General features: G+C 71.8%; 10 protein-coding genes and 1 CRISPR repeat array. Of the genes, 5 read left to right on the top strand and 5 right to left on the bottom strand.

The window, feature by feature from the left end:
- The first annotated feature begins 192 nt into the window (after positions 1–192).
- Both cas2e and AB0M43_RS03970 read left to right on the top strand, forming a co-directional pair.
- Positions 193–498, top strand: coding sequence for a type I-E CRISPR-associated endoribonuclease Cas2e (cas2e, locus tag AB0M43_RS03975; RefSeq protein WP_363720905.1), 306 nt, complete (start codon positions 193–195; stop codon positions 496–498).
- Between the two features lie 18 nt (positions 499–516).
- Positions 517–4,356: a CRISPR direct-repeat array (repeat unit 29 nt; unit sequence CCGCTCTCCGCGCAGGCGGAGGTGAACCG).
- 325 nt (positions 4,357–4,681) lie between these two features.
- On the top strand, positions 4,682–5,245 hold the full coding sequence (locus AB0M43_RS03970) for a hypothetical protein (RefSeq protein ID WP_363720903.1): 564 nt from the start codon (positions 4,682–4,684) through the stop codon (positions 5,243–5,245).
- Positions 5,246–5,325: 80 nt separating this feature from the next.
- Here the strand turns inward: AB0M43_RS03970 and AB0M43_RS03965 are convergent, their stop codons facing one another.
- Both AB0M43_RS03965 and AB0M43_RS03960 read right to left on the bottom strand, forming a co-directional pair.
- On the bottom strand, positions 5,326–5,880 hold the full coding sequence (locus tag AB0M43_RS03965; protein ID WP_363720902.1) for an HNH endonuclease signature motif containing protein: 555 nt from the start codon (positions 5,878–5,880) through the stop codon (positions 5,326–5,328).
- 385 nt (positions 5,881–6,265) lie between these two features.
- Positions 6,266–7,444: a hypothetical protein gene (locus AB0M43_RS03960; protein WP_363720900.1), complete on the bottom strand. Its 1,179-nt coding sequence runs from the start codon at positions 7,442–7,444 to the stop codon at positions 6,266–6,268.
- Between the two features lie 62 nt (positions 7,445–7,506).
- Here AB0M43_RS03960 and AB0M43_RS03955 point away from each other — a divergent pair, with 62 nt between their 5' ends.
- A complete protein-coding gene (locus tag AB0M43_RS03955) occupies positions 7,507–9,579 on the top strand; it encodes an MMPL family transporter (protein WP_363720898.1) in 2,073 nt (690 codons plus the stop codon).
- Positions 9,580–9,934: 355 nt separating this feature from the next.
- On the opposite strand, the gene AB0M43_RS03950 is transcribed toward AB0M43_RS03955, so the two are convergent.
- Together AB0M43_RS03950 and AB0M43_RS03945 are read right to left on the bottom strand one after the other, a co-directional pair.
- Positions 9,935–10,087 (bottom strand): hypothetical protein, encoded by a 153-nt coding sequence (locus tag AB0M43_RS03950; RefSeq protein ID WP_363720896.1) that lies wholly within the window; start codon positions 10,085–10,087, stop codon positions 9,935–9,937.
- The gene (locus AB0M43_RS03945; protein WP_363720894.1) at positions 10,084–11,250 is read right to left on the bottom strand and encodes a LuxR C-terminal-related transcriptional regulator; all 1,167 of its coding nucleotides are present in this window, start codon (positions 11,248–11,250) and stop codon (positions 10,084–10,086) included. The genes AB0M43_RS03950 and AB0M43_RS03945 overlap by 4 nt, the downstream gene beginning before the upstream one ends.
- 306 nt (positions 11,251–11,556) lie before the next feature.
- On the opposite strand from AB0M43_RS03945, the gene AB0M43_RS03940 reads away from it, so the two are divergent.
- Entirely contained in the window at positions 11,557–12,288 is a 732-nt protein-coding gene (locus tag AB0M43_RS03940) for a LamG-like jellyroll fold domain-containing protein (protein ID WP_363720892.1), read from the top strand.
- Positions 12,289–12,337: 49 nt separating this feature from the next.
- Here AB0M43_RS03940 and AB0M43_RS03935 read toward each other — a convergent pair whose 3' ends face one another.
- Positions 12,338–13,195 (bottom strand): ion transporter, encoded by an 858-nt coding sequence (locus AB0M43_RS03935; RefSeq protein WP_363720890.1) that lies wholly within the window; start codon positions 13,193–13,195, stop codon positions 12,338–12,340.
- Between the two features lie 278 nt (positions 13,196–13,473).
- Between AB0M43_RS03935 and AB0M43_RS03930 the strand changes: the two genes are divergently transcribed.
- Positions 13,474–15,411: an ABC transporter ATP-binding protein gene (locus tag AB0M43_RS03930; RefSeq protein WP_363720888.1), complete on the top strand. Its 1,938-nt coding sequence runs from the start codon at positions 13,474–13,476 to the stop codon at positions 15,409–15,411.
- Positions 15,412–15,506: the final 95 nt, after the last annotated feature.

Below are 15,506 nucleotides of genomic sequence, written 5' to 3'. Positions count from 1 at the left end.
GAACTCGGGCGGGAAAGCTTTCGGCACGAAGACATCCTTCCAGGAGGACCAAGATCCTCACAGATCAAGGAGTCAACCAAACCGGGTGCAGTCCCGACGAACACATGGTCCACCTATGGGACCCCATCGCCGGAGTCCTCCCCGCAGGCGTCAACTACGCCAACGGCCAGGACAACCCCTGACATGGCGTCCATGATCACCATCTCCGTCACAGCAGTCCCGCCACACGTCCGCGGCGCACTCACCCGCTGGCTACTGGAAGTCACACCCCAGCTCTACGTCGGCACCGTCTCCGCCAAAGTCCGAGACGAACTCTGGGACGCCGTCAGGGCATCCATCGCAGACGGCACCGCCGTACTCGTCCACCCCACCAACAACGAACAAGGATTCACTATCGACATCGCCGGAACCCGCCGCCGTAGACCCCTCGACCTCGACGGCCTCACCCTCATCGCATTCGAACCCGAGGCAGGTAAAGAATCGATAACGGACTTCTAAAAGCCCAGGTCAAAAAGCCCGCTCTCCGCGCAGGCGGAGGTGAACCGGACTCGCTCGGCCCGCTCGGGCTCGCCGCGCTCCGCTCTCCGCGCAGGCGGAGGTGAACCGAAACCCTTCTGTGGAGGGTGGTGGCCTCGGCTCCGCTCTCCGCGCAGGCGGAGGTGAACCGGCGCTGGAGGACTCGGCAGGCTGGGTGTCTGCCCGCTCTCCGCGCAGGCGGAGGTGAACCGTTCGCGGTCCACGACCGCGCGCTGACGCTCATCCGCTCTCCGCGCAGGCGGAGGTGAACCGGCTGGTCAGGACCACAAGACCGTCACGAAGGCCCGCTCTCCGCGCAGGCGGAGGTGAACCGGTCCAGCCGTCCAGGTCGTTGACGCGCATGTGCCGCTCTCCGCGCAGGCGGAGGTGAACCGCTCCATGCCGAACTGGCCACCGCCGAGCAGCACCGCTCTCCGCGCAGGCGGAGGTGAACCGCTTGTCGCCGACGGTACGCCGGTTCCGACTCCCCGCTCTCCGCGCAGGCGGAGGTGAACCGCCCGGCCGGCACCATGCGCGAAGGGGGTCAGGCCGCTCTCCGCGCAGGCGGAGGTGAACCGTAGCGGCCGTTAGCCCATCTCATGGGCTAACGCCGCTCTCCGCGCAGGCGGAGGTGAACCGGCGGCGGAGCAGATCGGCCCGGCGGGCCTCGTGCCGCTCTCCGCGCAGGCGGAGGTGAACCGAAGTTCGCCGCGGTGCCGAGCGCCTGGCTGGACCGCTCTCCGCGCAGGCGGAGGTGAACCGATCAGCCGCGAGGCACGGGTACGGGTCGCCGCCCGCTCTCCGCGCAGGCGGAGGTGAACCGGATCGGTGTCGGGGCGCAGAGCCTCGCACACGCCGCTCTCCGCGCAGGCGGAGGTGAACCGCCCGCGCCGAACCCGAACCGGGGCCCGAAGGTCCGCTCTCCGCGCAGGCGGAGGTGAACCGACATGGCCGTACCGAGGTTCCGATACGTCTGGCCGCTCTCCGCGCAGGCGGAGGTGAACCGGAGGTTTCCGACAACATCGCGACCATCATTGAGCCGCTCTCCGCGCAGGCGGAGGTGAACCGGAGGCACCGGTGGCTGAGAACCTGGCCGGTGCCCGCTCTCCGCGCAGGCGGAGGTGAACCGCCATAGTCACCTCAGCTTTCGGCCGCAACCAGCCGCTCTCCGCGCAGGCGGAGGTGAACCGCCGGTCCCGGTCCCGGATCTGACGCTGGAGCGCCGCTCTCCGCGCAGGCGGAGGTGAACCGCTTCCAGCGGCGGATCGCGCGTTCGATGGCGCCCGCTCTCCGCGCAGGCGGAGGTGAACCGGCGATCCGGGCGCAGTTGGCGGCGGTCCTCGCCCGCTCTCCGCGCAGGCGGAGGTGAACCGGTCAGGGACATCGGTGCCTCCTCACGTCGCGACCGCTCTCCGCGCAGGCGGAGGTGAACCGTGCACCCGTCCACTATCCCGCGCCGCGCCGCTCCGCTCTCCGCGCAGGCGGAGGTGAACCGGAGCATCGTGGACTACCGCATCGAGCTGATGCCCGCTCTCCGCGCAGGCGGAGGTGAACCGCTCGGACTGTGCATCGGCCAGGCCCGCATCTGCCGCTCTCCGCGCAGGCGGAGGTGAACCGTACCCCGCCCGGCTCGGCATGGACTACGGCGCCCGCTCTCCGCGCTGGCGGAGGTGAACCGGACCCGGCGACCGTGAACTGGTCGACCATCGGCCGCTCTCCGCGCAGGCGGAGGTGAACCGGCGGCCTCGCGCACCGAGTAGTCCCCCGACGCCCGCTCTCCGCGCAGGCGGAGGTGAACCGGGTCCTCTGCCTTGAGCCGGGCGTACAGGTCTCCGCTCTCCGCGCAGGCGGAGGTGAACCGACGTTGTGCGTCATCGTTCCGGCGCTGGTGGCCCGCTCTCCGCGCAGGCGGAGGTGAACCGTCCAACGGCCCGCGGGTCGTCGCGATTCTGGGCCGCTCTCCGCGCAGGCGGAGGTGAACCGGACGAACGGGAACTCCCGGGCCGCGCGCTGTTCCGCTCTCCGCGCAGGCGGAGGTGAACCGAAACTGGGCTGGTTGGCGCTCCCTACCAGTCACCGCTCTCCGCGCAGGCGGAGGTGAACCGGTGCAGCTCGCGGCCAGGTTGAGGCGAGATAACCGCTCTCCGCGCAGGCGGAGGTGAACCGTCATCTACGTTGCCCATTTCTGCCCCTGATTCCCGCTCTCCGCGCAGGCGGAGGTGAACCGTAGGTCTCTCCCATGTCAGGCGACCTCTCCCACCGCTCTCCGCGCAGGCGGAGGTGAACCGCCAGACCGTGATCGGCGAGCAGATGCGCGGCCCCGCTCTCCGCGCAGGCGGAGGTGAACCGCTCGTCAACGACGCCGGGGGCGACGTCAACGACCGCTCTCCGCGCAGGCGGAGGTGAACCGCTGCCGCTCAACGCGTGCACGACGGTCGCTGACCGCTCTCCGCGCAGGCGGAGGTGAACCGTGGCGAGAGGAGTTCCACCGCGATCTCGGCGACCGCTCTCCGCGCAGGCGGAGGTGAACCGGAGCTGGGGCGCGGCTCGAGGGAGATGAAGCGCCGCTCTCCGCGCAGGCGGAGGTGAACCGCCCCACATACGTGGAGTACTTGGCCGCGATGACCGCTCTTCGCGCAGGCGGAGGTGAACCGCTCGACGCTTCGGCGGCGCGGGAGGCTTCGACCCGCTCTCCGCGCAGGCGGAGGTGAACCGAAGTCCACCCCCGCCGCAGCGGAGTAGCGGTGCCGCTCTCCGCGCAGGCGGAGGTGAACCGGAACCCGATGGAGCAGTACGCGCGTCACCAGCCCGCTCTCCGCGCAGGCGGAGGTGAACCGTACGGGCTGATGCGCGACCAGGCCGCCGGAGGCCGCTCTCCGCGCAGGCGGAGGTGAACCGTCGAACAACGTGGTCAACGTGACCGGCGACGACCGCTCTCCGCGCAGGCGGAGGTGAACCGGCCCAGGCCGCGGTGCGCGAGCAGATCACCCACCGCTCTCCGCGCAGGCGGAGGTGAACCGCCGATGTGGGTCCTGCCGAGTGACTCCGACGGCCGCTCTCCGCGCAGGCGGAGGTGAACCGGAAAGCTGTCGACCGGCCGGAGCCGCTACGGGCCGCTCTCCGCGCAGGCGGAGGTGAACCGGCGCGCACCGAGGCGCTGAACACCTCCCTGGACCGCTCTCCGCGCAGGCGGAGGTGAACCGTCGATCCCGGAAATGTCGACGGCCACCGCCGGCCGCTCTCCGCGCAGGCGGAGGTGAACCGTTGGACGTTGCACTGGCCACGGTGCCGGCGCGCCGCTCTCCGCGCAGGCGGAGGTGAACCGCCGGACCGGTGGCGCTCGTCGAACCCGACCGGCCGCTCTCCGCGCAGGCGGAGGTGAACCGCCAGCCCCGCCCGCCATGGCTGCGATCAGCGGCCGCTCTCCGCGCAGGCGGAGGTGAACCGGAGTCATCGCCGGGGTGGGGCAGGTACAGCAGCCGCTCTCCGCGCAGGCGGAGGTCAACCGCTGCTGCACCAGGCCGAGAAGGCCGGCGCGAACCGCTCTCCGCGCAGGCGGAGGTGAACCGTCGGCCGAGTCCTACGCGGCCACGTGGGACGTCCGCTCTCCGCGCAGGGGGAGGTGAACCGCTCGCCGACGTGCTCGCCGAGGCCGACCGCTGGCCACCATGCGATACGACACGGAGCGGGTCCGCTCTGCGCAGGCGGAGGTGAACCGTCCGGGGGGCGCCGCCGCTCGGACGCGCAGGGCCGCTCTCCGCGCAGGCGGAGGTGAACCGTACCTGTGGCGCCTCGATCAGGCGACCCTTGACGGCTCTCCGCGCGGGTGGAGGAAATCGGTTCACACCATCAAGCGGTACCGAGTGCTCGGCCTCTTTCCGCGTGCCTAAGCCGGCGCTATCGCGAACCAAGCTAGCTAGCGATACGGCGGAGCAACAACGGAGCAACACCGGCCGAAATGGCGCTTGAAGCCGGCGCAAGAGAACGTGTTTTCGCAGGTCACGGCGTCGAACGTCCATCTGTCCTGGAATCCTACGGAGAAGATGATTGAGGCTTCCCCGGCTCAATCGTGCGCCAGCAGACACGGCACTCCGTAGAAATTTTCGGGAGGCCGGGGGCGGAAATGGCAGAGACGGCCCTGTGCAGTTGGCCCGATACTTGTCCGGTGACAGATCTCGAAATCCAGCAAGAGCCCTGGTCGCCGGCGCACAACCCGCACGCTGTCGCCGTGTCCCAGGGTCAGTGGGCCTGGTGGACGCTGCAGGTCCTGGTTCGTGATGCCCGGGCGGCCAGCGGTACCGAGCAGCAGATCTACGCGCGGCAGGCAGCGGCCCAGCTGCGTGACCTGCATCAGGCCGCGAAGATGCAGCTTCGCGCGATCACGGAAAAGGACGTACCCGCTGCTGTGGTGGACGCGCTGACCGACGCGATCGGCGCATTCGAGGCGGCGGTACCCGGTGCACGGGAGGTGCGGGACATGATGGCGCACTTCGACGAGTACGCCCGTGGCAAGGGCGTTCTGCAGAAGGAGTTGATGCGGGCCGAGGGCGTCGACGAGGTTGAGGCGGCACGTCGGATGTGGGGCGGCGGTTACGACCCGCGAACGGACACATTCACCGAGGGCCCTTACACGATCGCGTTCGGCCCCGCGGTCGACGCGGCGAGAGAACTCCAGTACGCGATCTACCAGGCTGGCCGGACGGTGGACGCGCCTGTGCGCCAGGACTAGCTGGTAGATCACCGCAGTGCACGGTTCGGGCTCCGACAGCACCTCTGCCCTGAAGTGCCCGCTCGTGAGTCGGGGCCAATCTAGGGGTACTCGGGAATGTCGGCGCCCTCGAAGTACTTGCCGACGGGCTCTGCGGCGAGCATCGCGTCGACGAACGCCTCGCCCGCCTCTGTGAGCGCGTAGCCCGTGGGCGATTCGCCCGCGAAAACTATCCCCACGGACTGGCGGACGATGTGAAGCAGACCATCGCGGCGGAGGTGGGCAACCATGAAGTCCATGAGGTACGGCAGCTCGATCTCGCCGAAGGGCTTGCCGTCGTGCCTGCGTTGGGCGAAATCTTCCAGGATCCGGCGCTCCATGTCGCTGTAGAGCCGGGTGACGGTTCCTAGGTTGCCCTTGTAGCCGATCAGGGATTTGCGGTCGATCTGGCCGGGGCCGTTCCCCTTGCGGTCGTGGCAGACGCCGCACAGGGCTAGAAGGTTGTCGAACCGGTGTTCCGCGACCCGGGACCAGTCGTCGATGTGGTCGATCTGGACGGGGTGGTTCCGGCAGGTCGGGATCGCGCACCGGTGGCCGGCTTCCATGAGAACGCGGCGCTTGAGCTCGGCGGGGATGGGCGGCCGTCCAGCAGGCATCGGACGATGCTACCGCTGGCCAGCGCTTCTAGATGGCGAGACTCCCCGGTGTGATGGGTACCCGGCAGGCGCTCAGTGTTGACCCTGAGGACCCACCACCGGCCGTCGACGCGGGCCGCGACGGGGAAGTGCGCGTTGCCGGTACGCCGCCAGTGCGGTCGCGCGTCGAATGCGGGCTGCTCCACCCGCTCAGCATGCACCTCCCCGACGGCCGGACCCGCCGAGCCGAGTCTGAGGGGCGCCACGCCTGCTCCCGGGCGGAAACGAAGGCGTCACGACGGGGCCTCGCACACGGATCGGCCCGGCCTCAACGGACGTCGAGGGCGGCCCACCTCAACGGTTGTCGAAGGCGGCCCTGCCCAAGGGATGTCGAGGGCGACCCGCCTCAACGGGTGTCGAGCGCCACCCGGAGCGCGGTGTGCGGGTCGAAGCCGTGCGCGGCCAGGTCGGCGTAGGTCAGCTCCCGGTCGGGCCGGAACAGCCTGCCGCGCTCCGGGTCGTCGGGGAACTTCAGACTGATCTTGTACGCCACCCCGACCCGGATCCCCGAGTGCGGCAGGCTGAACAGCAGCAGGTCGGTGAAGCAGTTGCCGGCCTGGGCGGGTGGCACGCCCACCGTCCGCGCCCCGAGCCTCCAGAGCAGGGTGGTCAGGTCGTAGGCCGCGCTGATGGTGCCGCTGTCGGTCACGACGGTGACCCGGGGGTTCCAGGCCCCCGCCAGGTCGCCGGCCTCGACCTCGGCGGCGAAGCTCGGCATCGCGGCGACGATCTCCGCCCATTCCTCGGGTGACGTACCGGTCGCCTCGCCGGCCCGCCACGCGAGCTCGTGCTGGAAGTCGTAGCCGCCGGTCGCCTCGACTCCGGCCGGTCGGACCGTCCCGAACGCCGGGTAGGTCTCCAGCATGAGCCGCGAGTATCGGCGGACCTGGTAGCCCTCATCGAGGGTCCGGACGGGTTCCGGCCCGTGCAGGAAGTAGCCGAGGAAGACGCCGAACATGCTGTTGCCGCCGGTGTTGCCCCGGACGTCGACGACCAGGTGGTCGCTGCCGGCCGCGCGGGCCGCCAGCACCATGTCCCGGAGCAGTGCCACGGCGGACGGAGCGGTCCCGGGCTCGGCGATGTCGGCCGCGCCGGCGTGGATCCTCCACTCGAGATCCTCGCGGTACCCGTGCATCCGCTCGACCCGGAGCACCACGGTCCGGTGGTCGGCGTCGCTGAACGCCCAGCCGTGGCCGGCGGCGTTGACGGCGGGTGGCGGCACGGCGCTCGGTGGCGTGACGGGGGCGGGTCCGGCCGGCCGGGCGGAGACCAGGAGCTCGCGCCGTGCGCCGTCCGGGGTGCGGAGGACGAGTTCCAGCTGGTCGCCGGCCGCCAGGGGCAGCAGATCGGCCGCCCGGACCGTGACCGTCGCGCAGCGTGGCCAGCACCGGCCGGAGTGCCCGGCGGAGCGCGTCGACGTCGAGCCCGGCGGCCGGGCGGGTCGCGGGGCAGCAGGGCGACAGACGTGACGGGTACCGGATGCGGGAGCGCCCGGGGCGTACCCGTCGAGAATGTGCCTGTTCACAGCTGCATTCGGAGTGGGGAGTGCTCCGGATGGCCCCCCGGGCGGGGTTTATCGTGTGCCCCATGTCCAAGTCCCGATACGCGTTCGGTGTCGCCGCCCTCGTCGTGCTCGGCTGGTTCGTGGCCGCCGGGGTCCTCGGCCCGCTGTCCGGCAAACTGTCCGAGGTCCAGACGAACGACAACGCCGCGTTCCTGCCGGCCAGTGCGGAGGCGACCCGCGCGCAGCAGCAGGCGGCGGCCTTCACCGGTACGCCGACCACCCCGGCCGTGGTCGTCTTCGAGCGCCGGGGCGGTCTGACCGAACCGGACCGCACCGCGATCGCGGCCGTGGTCGCCCGGCTGCCCCAGGTGGCCGGGGTCGGTGGCGCGGTCTTCGCGTCGGAGAGCGACGACAAGGAGGCCGTGCAGGTCTTCGTGCCGGTCACCGCCGGCAGTCAGAAGGTCGGGCCCACCGTCGAGGCGCTGCGGGAGCTGGCCCGGGCCGGTGCGCCGCCCGGCCTCGTCGTGCACGTGGCGGGCCCCGCCGGGCTGGTGGCCGACCTGGTCGGCGTGTTCGGCGGTATCGACGTGCAGTTGTTGCTGGTCACGGCCGGGGTCGTGCTGGTCATCCTGCTCGTCGTGTACCGCAGCCCAGTGCTGTGGATCATTCCGATGGCCTCCGTGGGCGTGGCCTACGCGGCGGCCGCCGCCGTCGTGTACGCGCTGGCGAAGAACGACGTCGTCGACCTCAACGGGCAGGCCCAGGGCATCCTCACCGTCCTGGTGTTCGGCGCCGGTACCGACTACGCGCTGCTGCTGATCGCCCGGTACCGCGAGGAGCTCCGCCGCCACGACCGGCCCGTGGACGCGATGCTGGCGGCCCTGCGCGGCGCGGCGCCCGCGATCGTCGCGTCCGCGTTGACCGTCGCCGCGAGCATGCTGTGCCTGCTGGTCTCCGACCTCAACTCCAACCGGGCGCTCGGGCCGGTCGGGGCCGCCGGGGTGCTCGCCGCCCTGGTCGTCATGTTGACCCTGCTGCCCGCGCTGCTGCTGCTCGGCGGCCGGTGGGCGTTCTGGCCGCTCGTGCCCCGGCCGGGGCAGCCGGGGGACGACCATCCGTGGTGGACCCGGATCGCCGGGTTCGTCGGGCGCAACGCCCGGCTCGCCTGGATCGTGCCGACCCTGCTGCTCCTGGTGCTGGCCGGCGGGCTGTTCCGCCTCGACGCCGGGGGAGTGCCGCAGAGCGAGTCGTTCACGAAGACCGTGGACTCGGTGGAGGGGCAGCAGGCGATCGGGCGGCACTTCCCGGCCGGCGCGGGCAGTCCGGCCGTCGTGATCGCCCGCGCCCCGGCCCTGGACGCCGTGGTCGCCGCCGCCAAGGTGCCGGGCGTGGCCGCCGTCGTGCCCTACCCGAGCCGGCCGGGTGCCCCGGGTGCGCCGGCCGCCCCGCCGAAGGTCGTGGACGGGCTCGTCCGGATCGACGCGACCCTGACCGATCCCGCCGACGGCGACGCCGCCGCCGAGACGGTCCGCCGGCTCCGGGAGGCGGTGCACGCGGTGCCCGGGGCCTCCGCCGTGGTGGGAGGGTTCACGGCCGTGCAGCTGGACACCCGGGCCGCGTCCCGCCGGGACCTGACGGTCATCATCCCGCTGGTCCTGGCGCTGATCACCCTGATCCTGGCCCTGCTGCTGCGTTCGCTGCTGGCCCCGCTGCTGCTGATCGGCACCGTGGTGCTGTCGTTCGTCGCGACGTTGGGACTGTGCACGCTGCTGTTCGAGTACGTCTTCGGGTTCGCCGGGGCCGACACCTCGTTCCCGCTGTTCGCGTTCGTGTTCCTGATCGCGCTCGGCATCGACTACAACATCTTCCTGATGTCCCGGGTCCGGGAGGAGTCCGGGCGGCACGGCACGCGGGAGGGCACCCTGCGGGGGCTGGCCGTCACCGGCGGGGTGATCACGTCGGCCGGGGTGGTGCTGGCGGCCACGTTCGCGGCGCTGGCGGTGCTGCCGCTGGTGGCCCTGGTCGAGGTGGGCGTGGCGGTGATGGTCGGGGTCCTGCTCGACACGATCGTGGTGCGGTCGCTGCTCGTGCCGGCCCTGGCCCACCAGTTGGGGGACCGGATCTGGTGGCCGGGGAAGCTGGCGCGGCGCGACTGAACCGGCGACGGCCGTGACCCCGGGACCACGGCCCGGGGTCACGGCCACGCGGGCCCGCGCGGTCTCCGGCACCCCGTGTTGTGCACGTTGGCCTCTCGTCACGCCGCGCCAAGCCCTGGCCCGGACCTAGTCATTCCGTGCTGTGCACGCTGACTCGGACCTCGACACGCCAGGCTGTCCACGCTGACCCGGACCTCGTCACTCCGTGCTGTCCACGTTGATCCGGACCTCGTCACTCCGTGCTGTCCACGCTGACCCGGACCTCGTCGCGCCGCGCCACGCACGCAGACCCCTCGTCACCCGACGGCGGCGGGCGCCTGCCCGTTCCCCCGCCCGGGCAGGCGGCGCGCCCCGGTCAGTCGCTGGTGATGCAGCCGCCGCACCATGGCCACGCCGGCGGCTCGTCGAAGCTGGTCACGCTGCCACCCCCTCCGCCCGCCCCGGCGATCGCGAGCCCGGCCAGGAGGGCGAGAAGGACAAGGGCGAGGCGACGGCGACGGGTACTCATCGGGACTCCTGTGGGTGCGGGGTGGGCGGTGGGGCGGACGGCCTGGACCGTCCGCGCGACCCGGACCGCCCGGACAACCCGGGTCTGGCCGGGAAACCGGGCGGCGGGGCTACCGGGGCGACCTCGGAAGGGGGCGGGGTCGGCCGGTCCGGGAGCCGGGCCGCGCGCAGGGTGCCGAGCGCCAGGCCGAGCTGGAACCGGTTCTCCACCTCCAGCCGGTCCATCAGCCCCCGGAGGATCTTGGTCACGGTGCGGACCCCGATCTGGAGTTCGCGGGCCGCCGTCTGATCGGTGTGGCCCTGGACGAGCAGCGCGATCAGGGCCTGCTCCCGGGCCGTCAGGACGATCTGCGACACGGCGTGCTCCTCCGGGTGCGCCGCCCGCTCCCAGTGCCGTTCGAACTGGGCGAGCAGCGCCTCGACGATCGGCGGCTGGGAGATCTCCAGGAACCCCCGGTCGTAGTCGTGCGGGACGACGGGGAACAGCGCGACCCTGCGGTCCACGACGAACAACTTGAGGGGTACGTCCAGCGTTTCGCGGCCCTCGATCCGCAACCGGCGCAGCTCCCGGATCTCGGGGCGCAGGCTGTCGCCGTCGGCGGGTGGCGGGCCGAGGGCGCGGGTCCGCACGCCCCTCGCCAGGAGCGTCCGGTGGATCGGGATCGCGGCCCGGGCGACCTCGGCGTTGACGGTCTGCTCGGTGTTCATGGCCAGGTGCTCGTAGCGTTCGACGGCGACCAGCGTGGCCAGCCGGTCCCGGGCGGCCTGCCGGCTGGGCAGGTGCCGGATGCCGGCGCCCAGGACGAGCGCCCGGTCGGGTACGAGCTGGCCCACCAGGTACTCGTGCCGCTGGGCCTGCTCGTCCTGGTCGACGAGGCGGGTCCTGCTCCGGCGGAGTTCGGCGACGACGTCGGCGGGCGGGTGCGGCCACCAGCGCCGCCGGGGGTCGGTCCGGACGGCCCCGATGGCGCACAGTTCGGCCAGGGCGTCGCGGACCCGGCGCGCCGGCAGGCCGAGGTCGGCGGCGAGCCGGGCGACGGGCCGGGGTCCGCAGGTGACGAGGGTGCGGTAGACGAGGTCCGCGTCCGGGGAGCGGCCCCAGCGGACGAGCGACGGCACCGGGGCGCCGGGGACGACCGGGTCCGGGTCGGCCACGTCGATCACCTCCCAGACCGTGCCGGCGCACCCCCGTGCCGGGGCGTGCCGGGCCGAGCGTGAGGCCCACCATAGCGGATGACGAATGTCGATGGCATCGTCTGGATCCACGATGGACGGAGTGCGTGATCGCGCACCCGGGTACCCGTCGGATTTTTGTGTCCTTGCTGGTTGTGGCCCGGAATGAGTGGGAGTCGCGCTCGTGCGTGATCGCGCACGGGAGGCGATATTCATTGACCGTCATCTGTGTCAGCCCGACGCTGTTGCTCGGGCTGCCCGACCGGCCGCCCGACGCGACGACGGAAGGGCTGACTCATGAAGCTACGCCGATACGCGGTAGGCCTGGCACTCGTGCTGGCCGGGATACTGGCGGTTCCCCTGCCCGCCCAGGCGGCCGGCGCGCCCGCCGCCGGGTCCATCGCCTGGTTGCGCGCCGACGCGGGCGTGACGGTGAACGGGTCCAGCGTGTCCAACTGGGCCGACCAGAGCGGCGGCGGCCACCACGCCGTCATGGCGACGCCGGCCCGCCAGCCCCAGCTCGTGCAGAACGCGGTGAACGGCCAGCCGGCGCTGCGGTTCAACGGCGCGCAGTCGATGTACTTCCCGTCGCCGGTGAACCCGTTCACCTTCTCGGTGTTCGTGGTCGGCAAGAACAGTAAGTCCTCGGGCTACAGCATGATCCTCGGCCCGGGCGGCAACTACCCCAACAACCAGATGCGCTGGGAGAACAGCAACCAGGCCCTGTTCGTGGGGCTGGGCAACAACATGCCGGTCTGTACGAGCACGATCGGGAACAACAAGGTCTACCACGCCCTGTCGGCCCGCTACGACGGCAACACCATGCGGGTGTACCGCGACGGCGTGCTGAAGTCCAGCCACACCTTCTCCACCAACACGGGCTGGACCCTGGTGTCGATCGGCTCCTGGTTCTCCTCGTACTTCATGGTCGGCGACCTCGCCGAGGTCATCGTCTACCAGAGCGCCCTGTCGGACGCGGACCGCACGGCGACGGACAACTACCTGCGCACGAAGTACGCGCTGCCGTAGCGGCGACCGGTCCGGTCCGGGGGAGGCGTTCCCCCGGACCGGACCCGGGTCAGGCCCGGATCTCCTCGCGTTCCCTGCCGGCCTCCGTCGCGGCCACCTCCGCCTCCAGCTCCGTGATCGAGATCCGCAGCGCCGCCAACCGCTCGGCCAACGGGGGCGGGCCGGTCGACGGCCGCGGGGCCTCGTCGTTCTCCGCGAGTTCGATGGTGCGCGCCTCGTCGAGCGAGTTGAGCACCACGCCGAGCAGGATGTTGACCATCAGGAAGCCGGCCAGCAGCACGAACGACACGAAGTAGAGCACCGTCCACGGGGACACGGCCATCCCGGCGCGCACCGTGTCCGTCAGGTTGTCGAACACCATCAGGAAGAACAGGGTGAGGACGGCCTGGCCGATCGAGCCGTACTGCTCCGGCAGCCGCTCGCTGAACAGCATCCAGCCGAGCATGCCGTACAGGAACAGCATGATCATGCCCATCACGAGCAGGCTCGCCGCCCCCGGCAGGCTCCGCCACACCGCGCGGGCCAGGATCCGCATCGTGGGGAAGATCCGGATCACCCGCAGGACCCGGGCGAGCCGGGCCAGCCGGAGCAGGGTCGCGTTCTCCCGGACGCCGGGCGTGAAGGCGAGCAGGACGACCACCAGGTCGAAGATGTTCCACGGGTTGGCGAAGAAGTCCTGGGGCCGCTTGCCGCACGCGACGAACCGGGTCGCGAGTTCGAGGACGAAGAACGTCAGGCACGCGGTGTCCAGGAACGTGAGTAGCGGGCCGATCGCGTCGACGGCCGACTGGTACGTCTCGACGGCCAGCACGACCGCGTTGAGCACGATGACGGCGGCGCTGACGGTGTGGAACCACGGGGCCTCGACCGCCTGAGCGCAGACGGCGACGATGCGACGGGTGAGCATGGCGGAGAACTTCCGATCGTCGGGGGCAGAGGGTGCGCGCCGAATACTATGGGATATTTAGTCCGGTTTCATGTTGTCGGCACGCGCGTCGCCCGGCACTCCGCCCCCGGGCCCCGCGCGAGGCGCGTGCCGCCCGCCCGCGACCCCGGACCGGCGCCCCGGCACAGGTGACGGCCCCGGCGGCGGAATCCGCTATCGGCTACCGGACCCGCCCGGTACCCCACAATGGGTGTTTCCGGTGTTGGAATGGTCTGTCCCACTCTGTCTGGAGGCGGTCCATGGACAACCCGACCCGCGAGCACGCCCCCGCCCAGGCGATCCCCGTCCAGGACCAGGGGATCCTCGACCTCGAGGTCGACCTGGAACTCGCCGACGACGCGCACTGGCACAAGTTCACGGCCCAGCTCGTCGACACCCGGTTCCGTACCGTGCTGCTGCGGTTGCCCGCCCTGCTGCGGATGGCGTTCGGCCTCGCGTGGTCGGCGAGCAGGTTCGACACCGCCGCGACCGTGGTGCTCCAGGTCGCCGCCGGACTGATGACCGCGTTCGGGCTGCTGGCCACCCGGGGCGTCCTGGAGTCCCTGCTGGCCACCGGGCCGACCCCGGACCGGGTCCGGGCCGCGATCCCCGCGCTGGCCTGGGTGATGGCCGCGACCGCCGCCCGCGCGACCCTGTCCACGGCGGCCGGTTGGGCGCAGGCCCGGCTGTCGCCCCGGGTCCAGACCGCCGCCGAACTGCACCTGCTCGGCGTGACCAGCAGGGTGGAACTGTCCGCATACGACGACGACTCCTACGCCGACGACGTGCAACGCGCCCGCAACCGGGGCCTGCACTCCCTCGGCCAGCTCGTGGACAACGCCGTCGACCTGATCACCAGCGGGGTCCGGTTCTTCGCCGTCGGCGCGGCCCTGCTGGTCATCCACCCCGTGCTGCTGCCTGTTCTGGTCGTCGCCGCGCTGCCGGAGGGCTGGGGCGCGGTGCGCGCCGCCCGGGCGTCCTACCTGGGGCAGGTGCAGTGGCTGGCCCGGGCCCGGCGGTCCTGGACGTTCGGCTACCTGCTGTCCGACCGCCGGCACGCCGGGGAGGTCCGCGCGTTCAACCTGTCCGGGTACCTGCTGACCCGGTACGGCCGGCTGCTGCGCGCCATCCTCGGCACCGACCTGCAGGTGGCCCGCGAACAGACCGCCGCCCGCGCGATCGGCGGCTCGCTGTCGGGCGTCGCCACCGCCGGCGTGTACGTGCTCCTCGGCGCCCTGCTCATCTCCGGCAACCTGGAGCTGGCCGCCGCCGGTACCGCCGTGTTCGCCCTCCAGGCCGGCTCCGGCGCCCTGTCCATGCTGATCTTCAACATCAACGGGGTGTACGAGAACGGCCTCTACGTCCACGACTACGCCGAGGTCCGCGACACCACGGCCCGCCGCGCCGAACGCGTCAGCGACCGGCACGCGCCCGCCCCGCGGCAGATCGCCCTCGACGCGGTCACCCTCACCTACCCGGGCGCGGACTCCCCGGCCCTGGCGGAGGTGTCGCTGACCGTCCGGACCGGGGAGACGATCGCCCTGGTCGGGGCCAACGGCGGCGGCAAGTCCACCCTGTCCAAACTGCTCGGCTGCACCTACGAACCGACCGGCGGCCGGGTGCTGTGGGACGGCGTCGACATCGCCGGCTACGGCGCCGCCCAGCTCCGCGAGCACGTCTCCGTGATCAGCCAGGACTTCGCGCACTGGCCCTTCACGGCCGGCGAGGACATCCGGATCGGCGACCAGTCCCGGACCGCCACCCGGGCCGACCTGGAGTCCGCCGCGCGCGCCGCCGAGGCACACGACATGATCACGGACCTGCCCGACGGGTACCGGACCCTGCTGGACCGCAGCTTCAAGGGCGGCCAGGAACTGTCCCAGGGCCAGTGGCAACGGGTGGCCGCCGCCCGGGGCTTCTTCCGCGCCGCGCCCCTGCTGATCTGCGACGAACCGTCCGCCGCGCTCGACCCGCGCGCCGAACACGCGCTCTTCCAGGAACTGCGGGCCACCGCCGCCGACCGGATGACCGTCCTGATCACCCACCGGCTCGCCAACGTCCGGCACGCCGACCGGATCTACGTCCTCGACCACGGCCGGATCGCCGAGTCCGGCAGCCACGAGGAGCTGATGGGGCGCCCCACCGGCCTGTACCGGGAACTGTTCGTCCTCCAGGCGGCCGGCTACGGCGACGCCTGACCCCGGCGCCCAGCGACACCCGCCCCGCCCCGGCCGGTCGCGGGCCGCAGCCGGGAAAAGGGCTCGCGTGTTCCGCCCGGGTACGGTGTGATCCT

Origin of the sequence: Longispora sp. NPDC051575 (assembly GCF_040681875.1) — a bacterium.
In the GTDB taxonomy this organism is placed as follows: Bacteria; Actinomycetota; Actinomycetes; order Mycobacteriales; family Micromonosporaceae; genus Longispora.
Note: the sequence above shows the minus strand (reverse complement) of the source record. Positions and strands in the feature narration are given on the sequence as shown.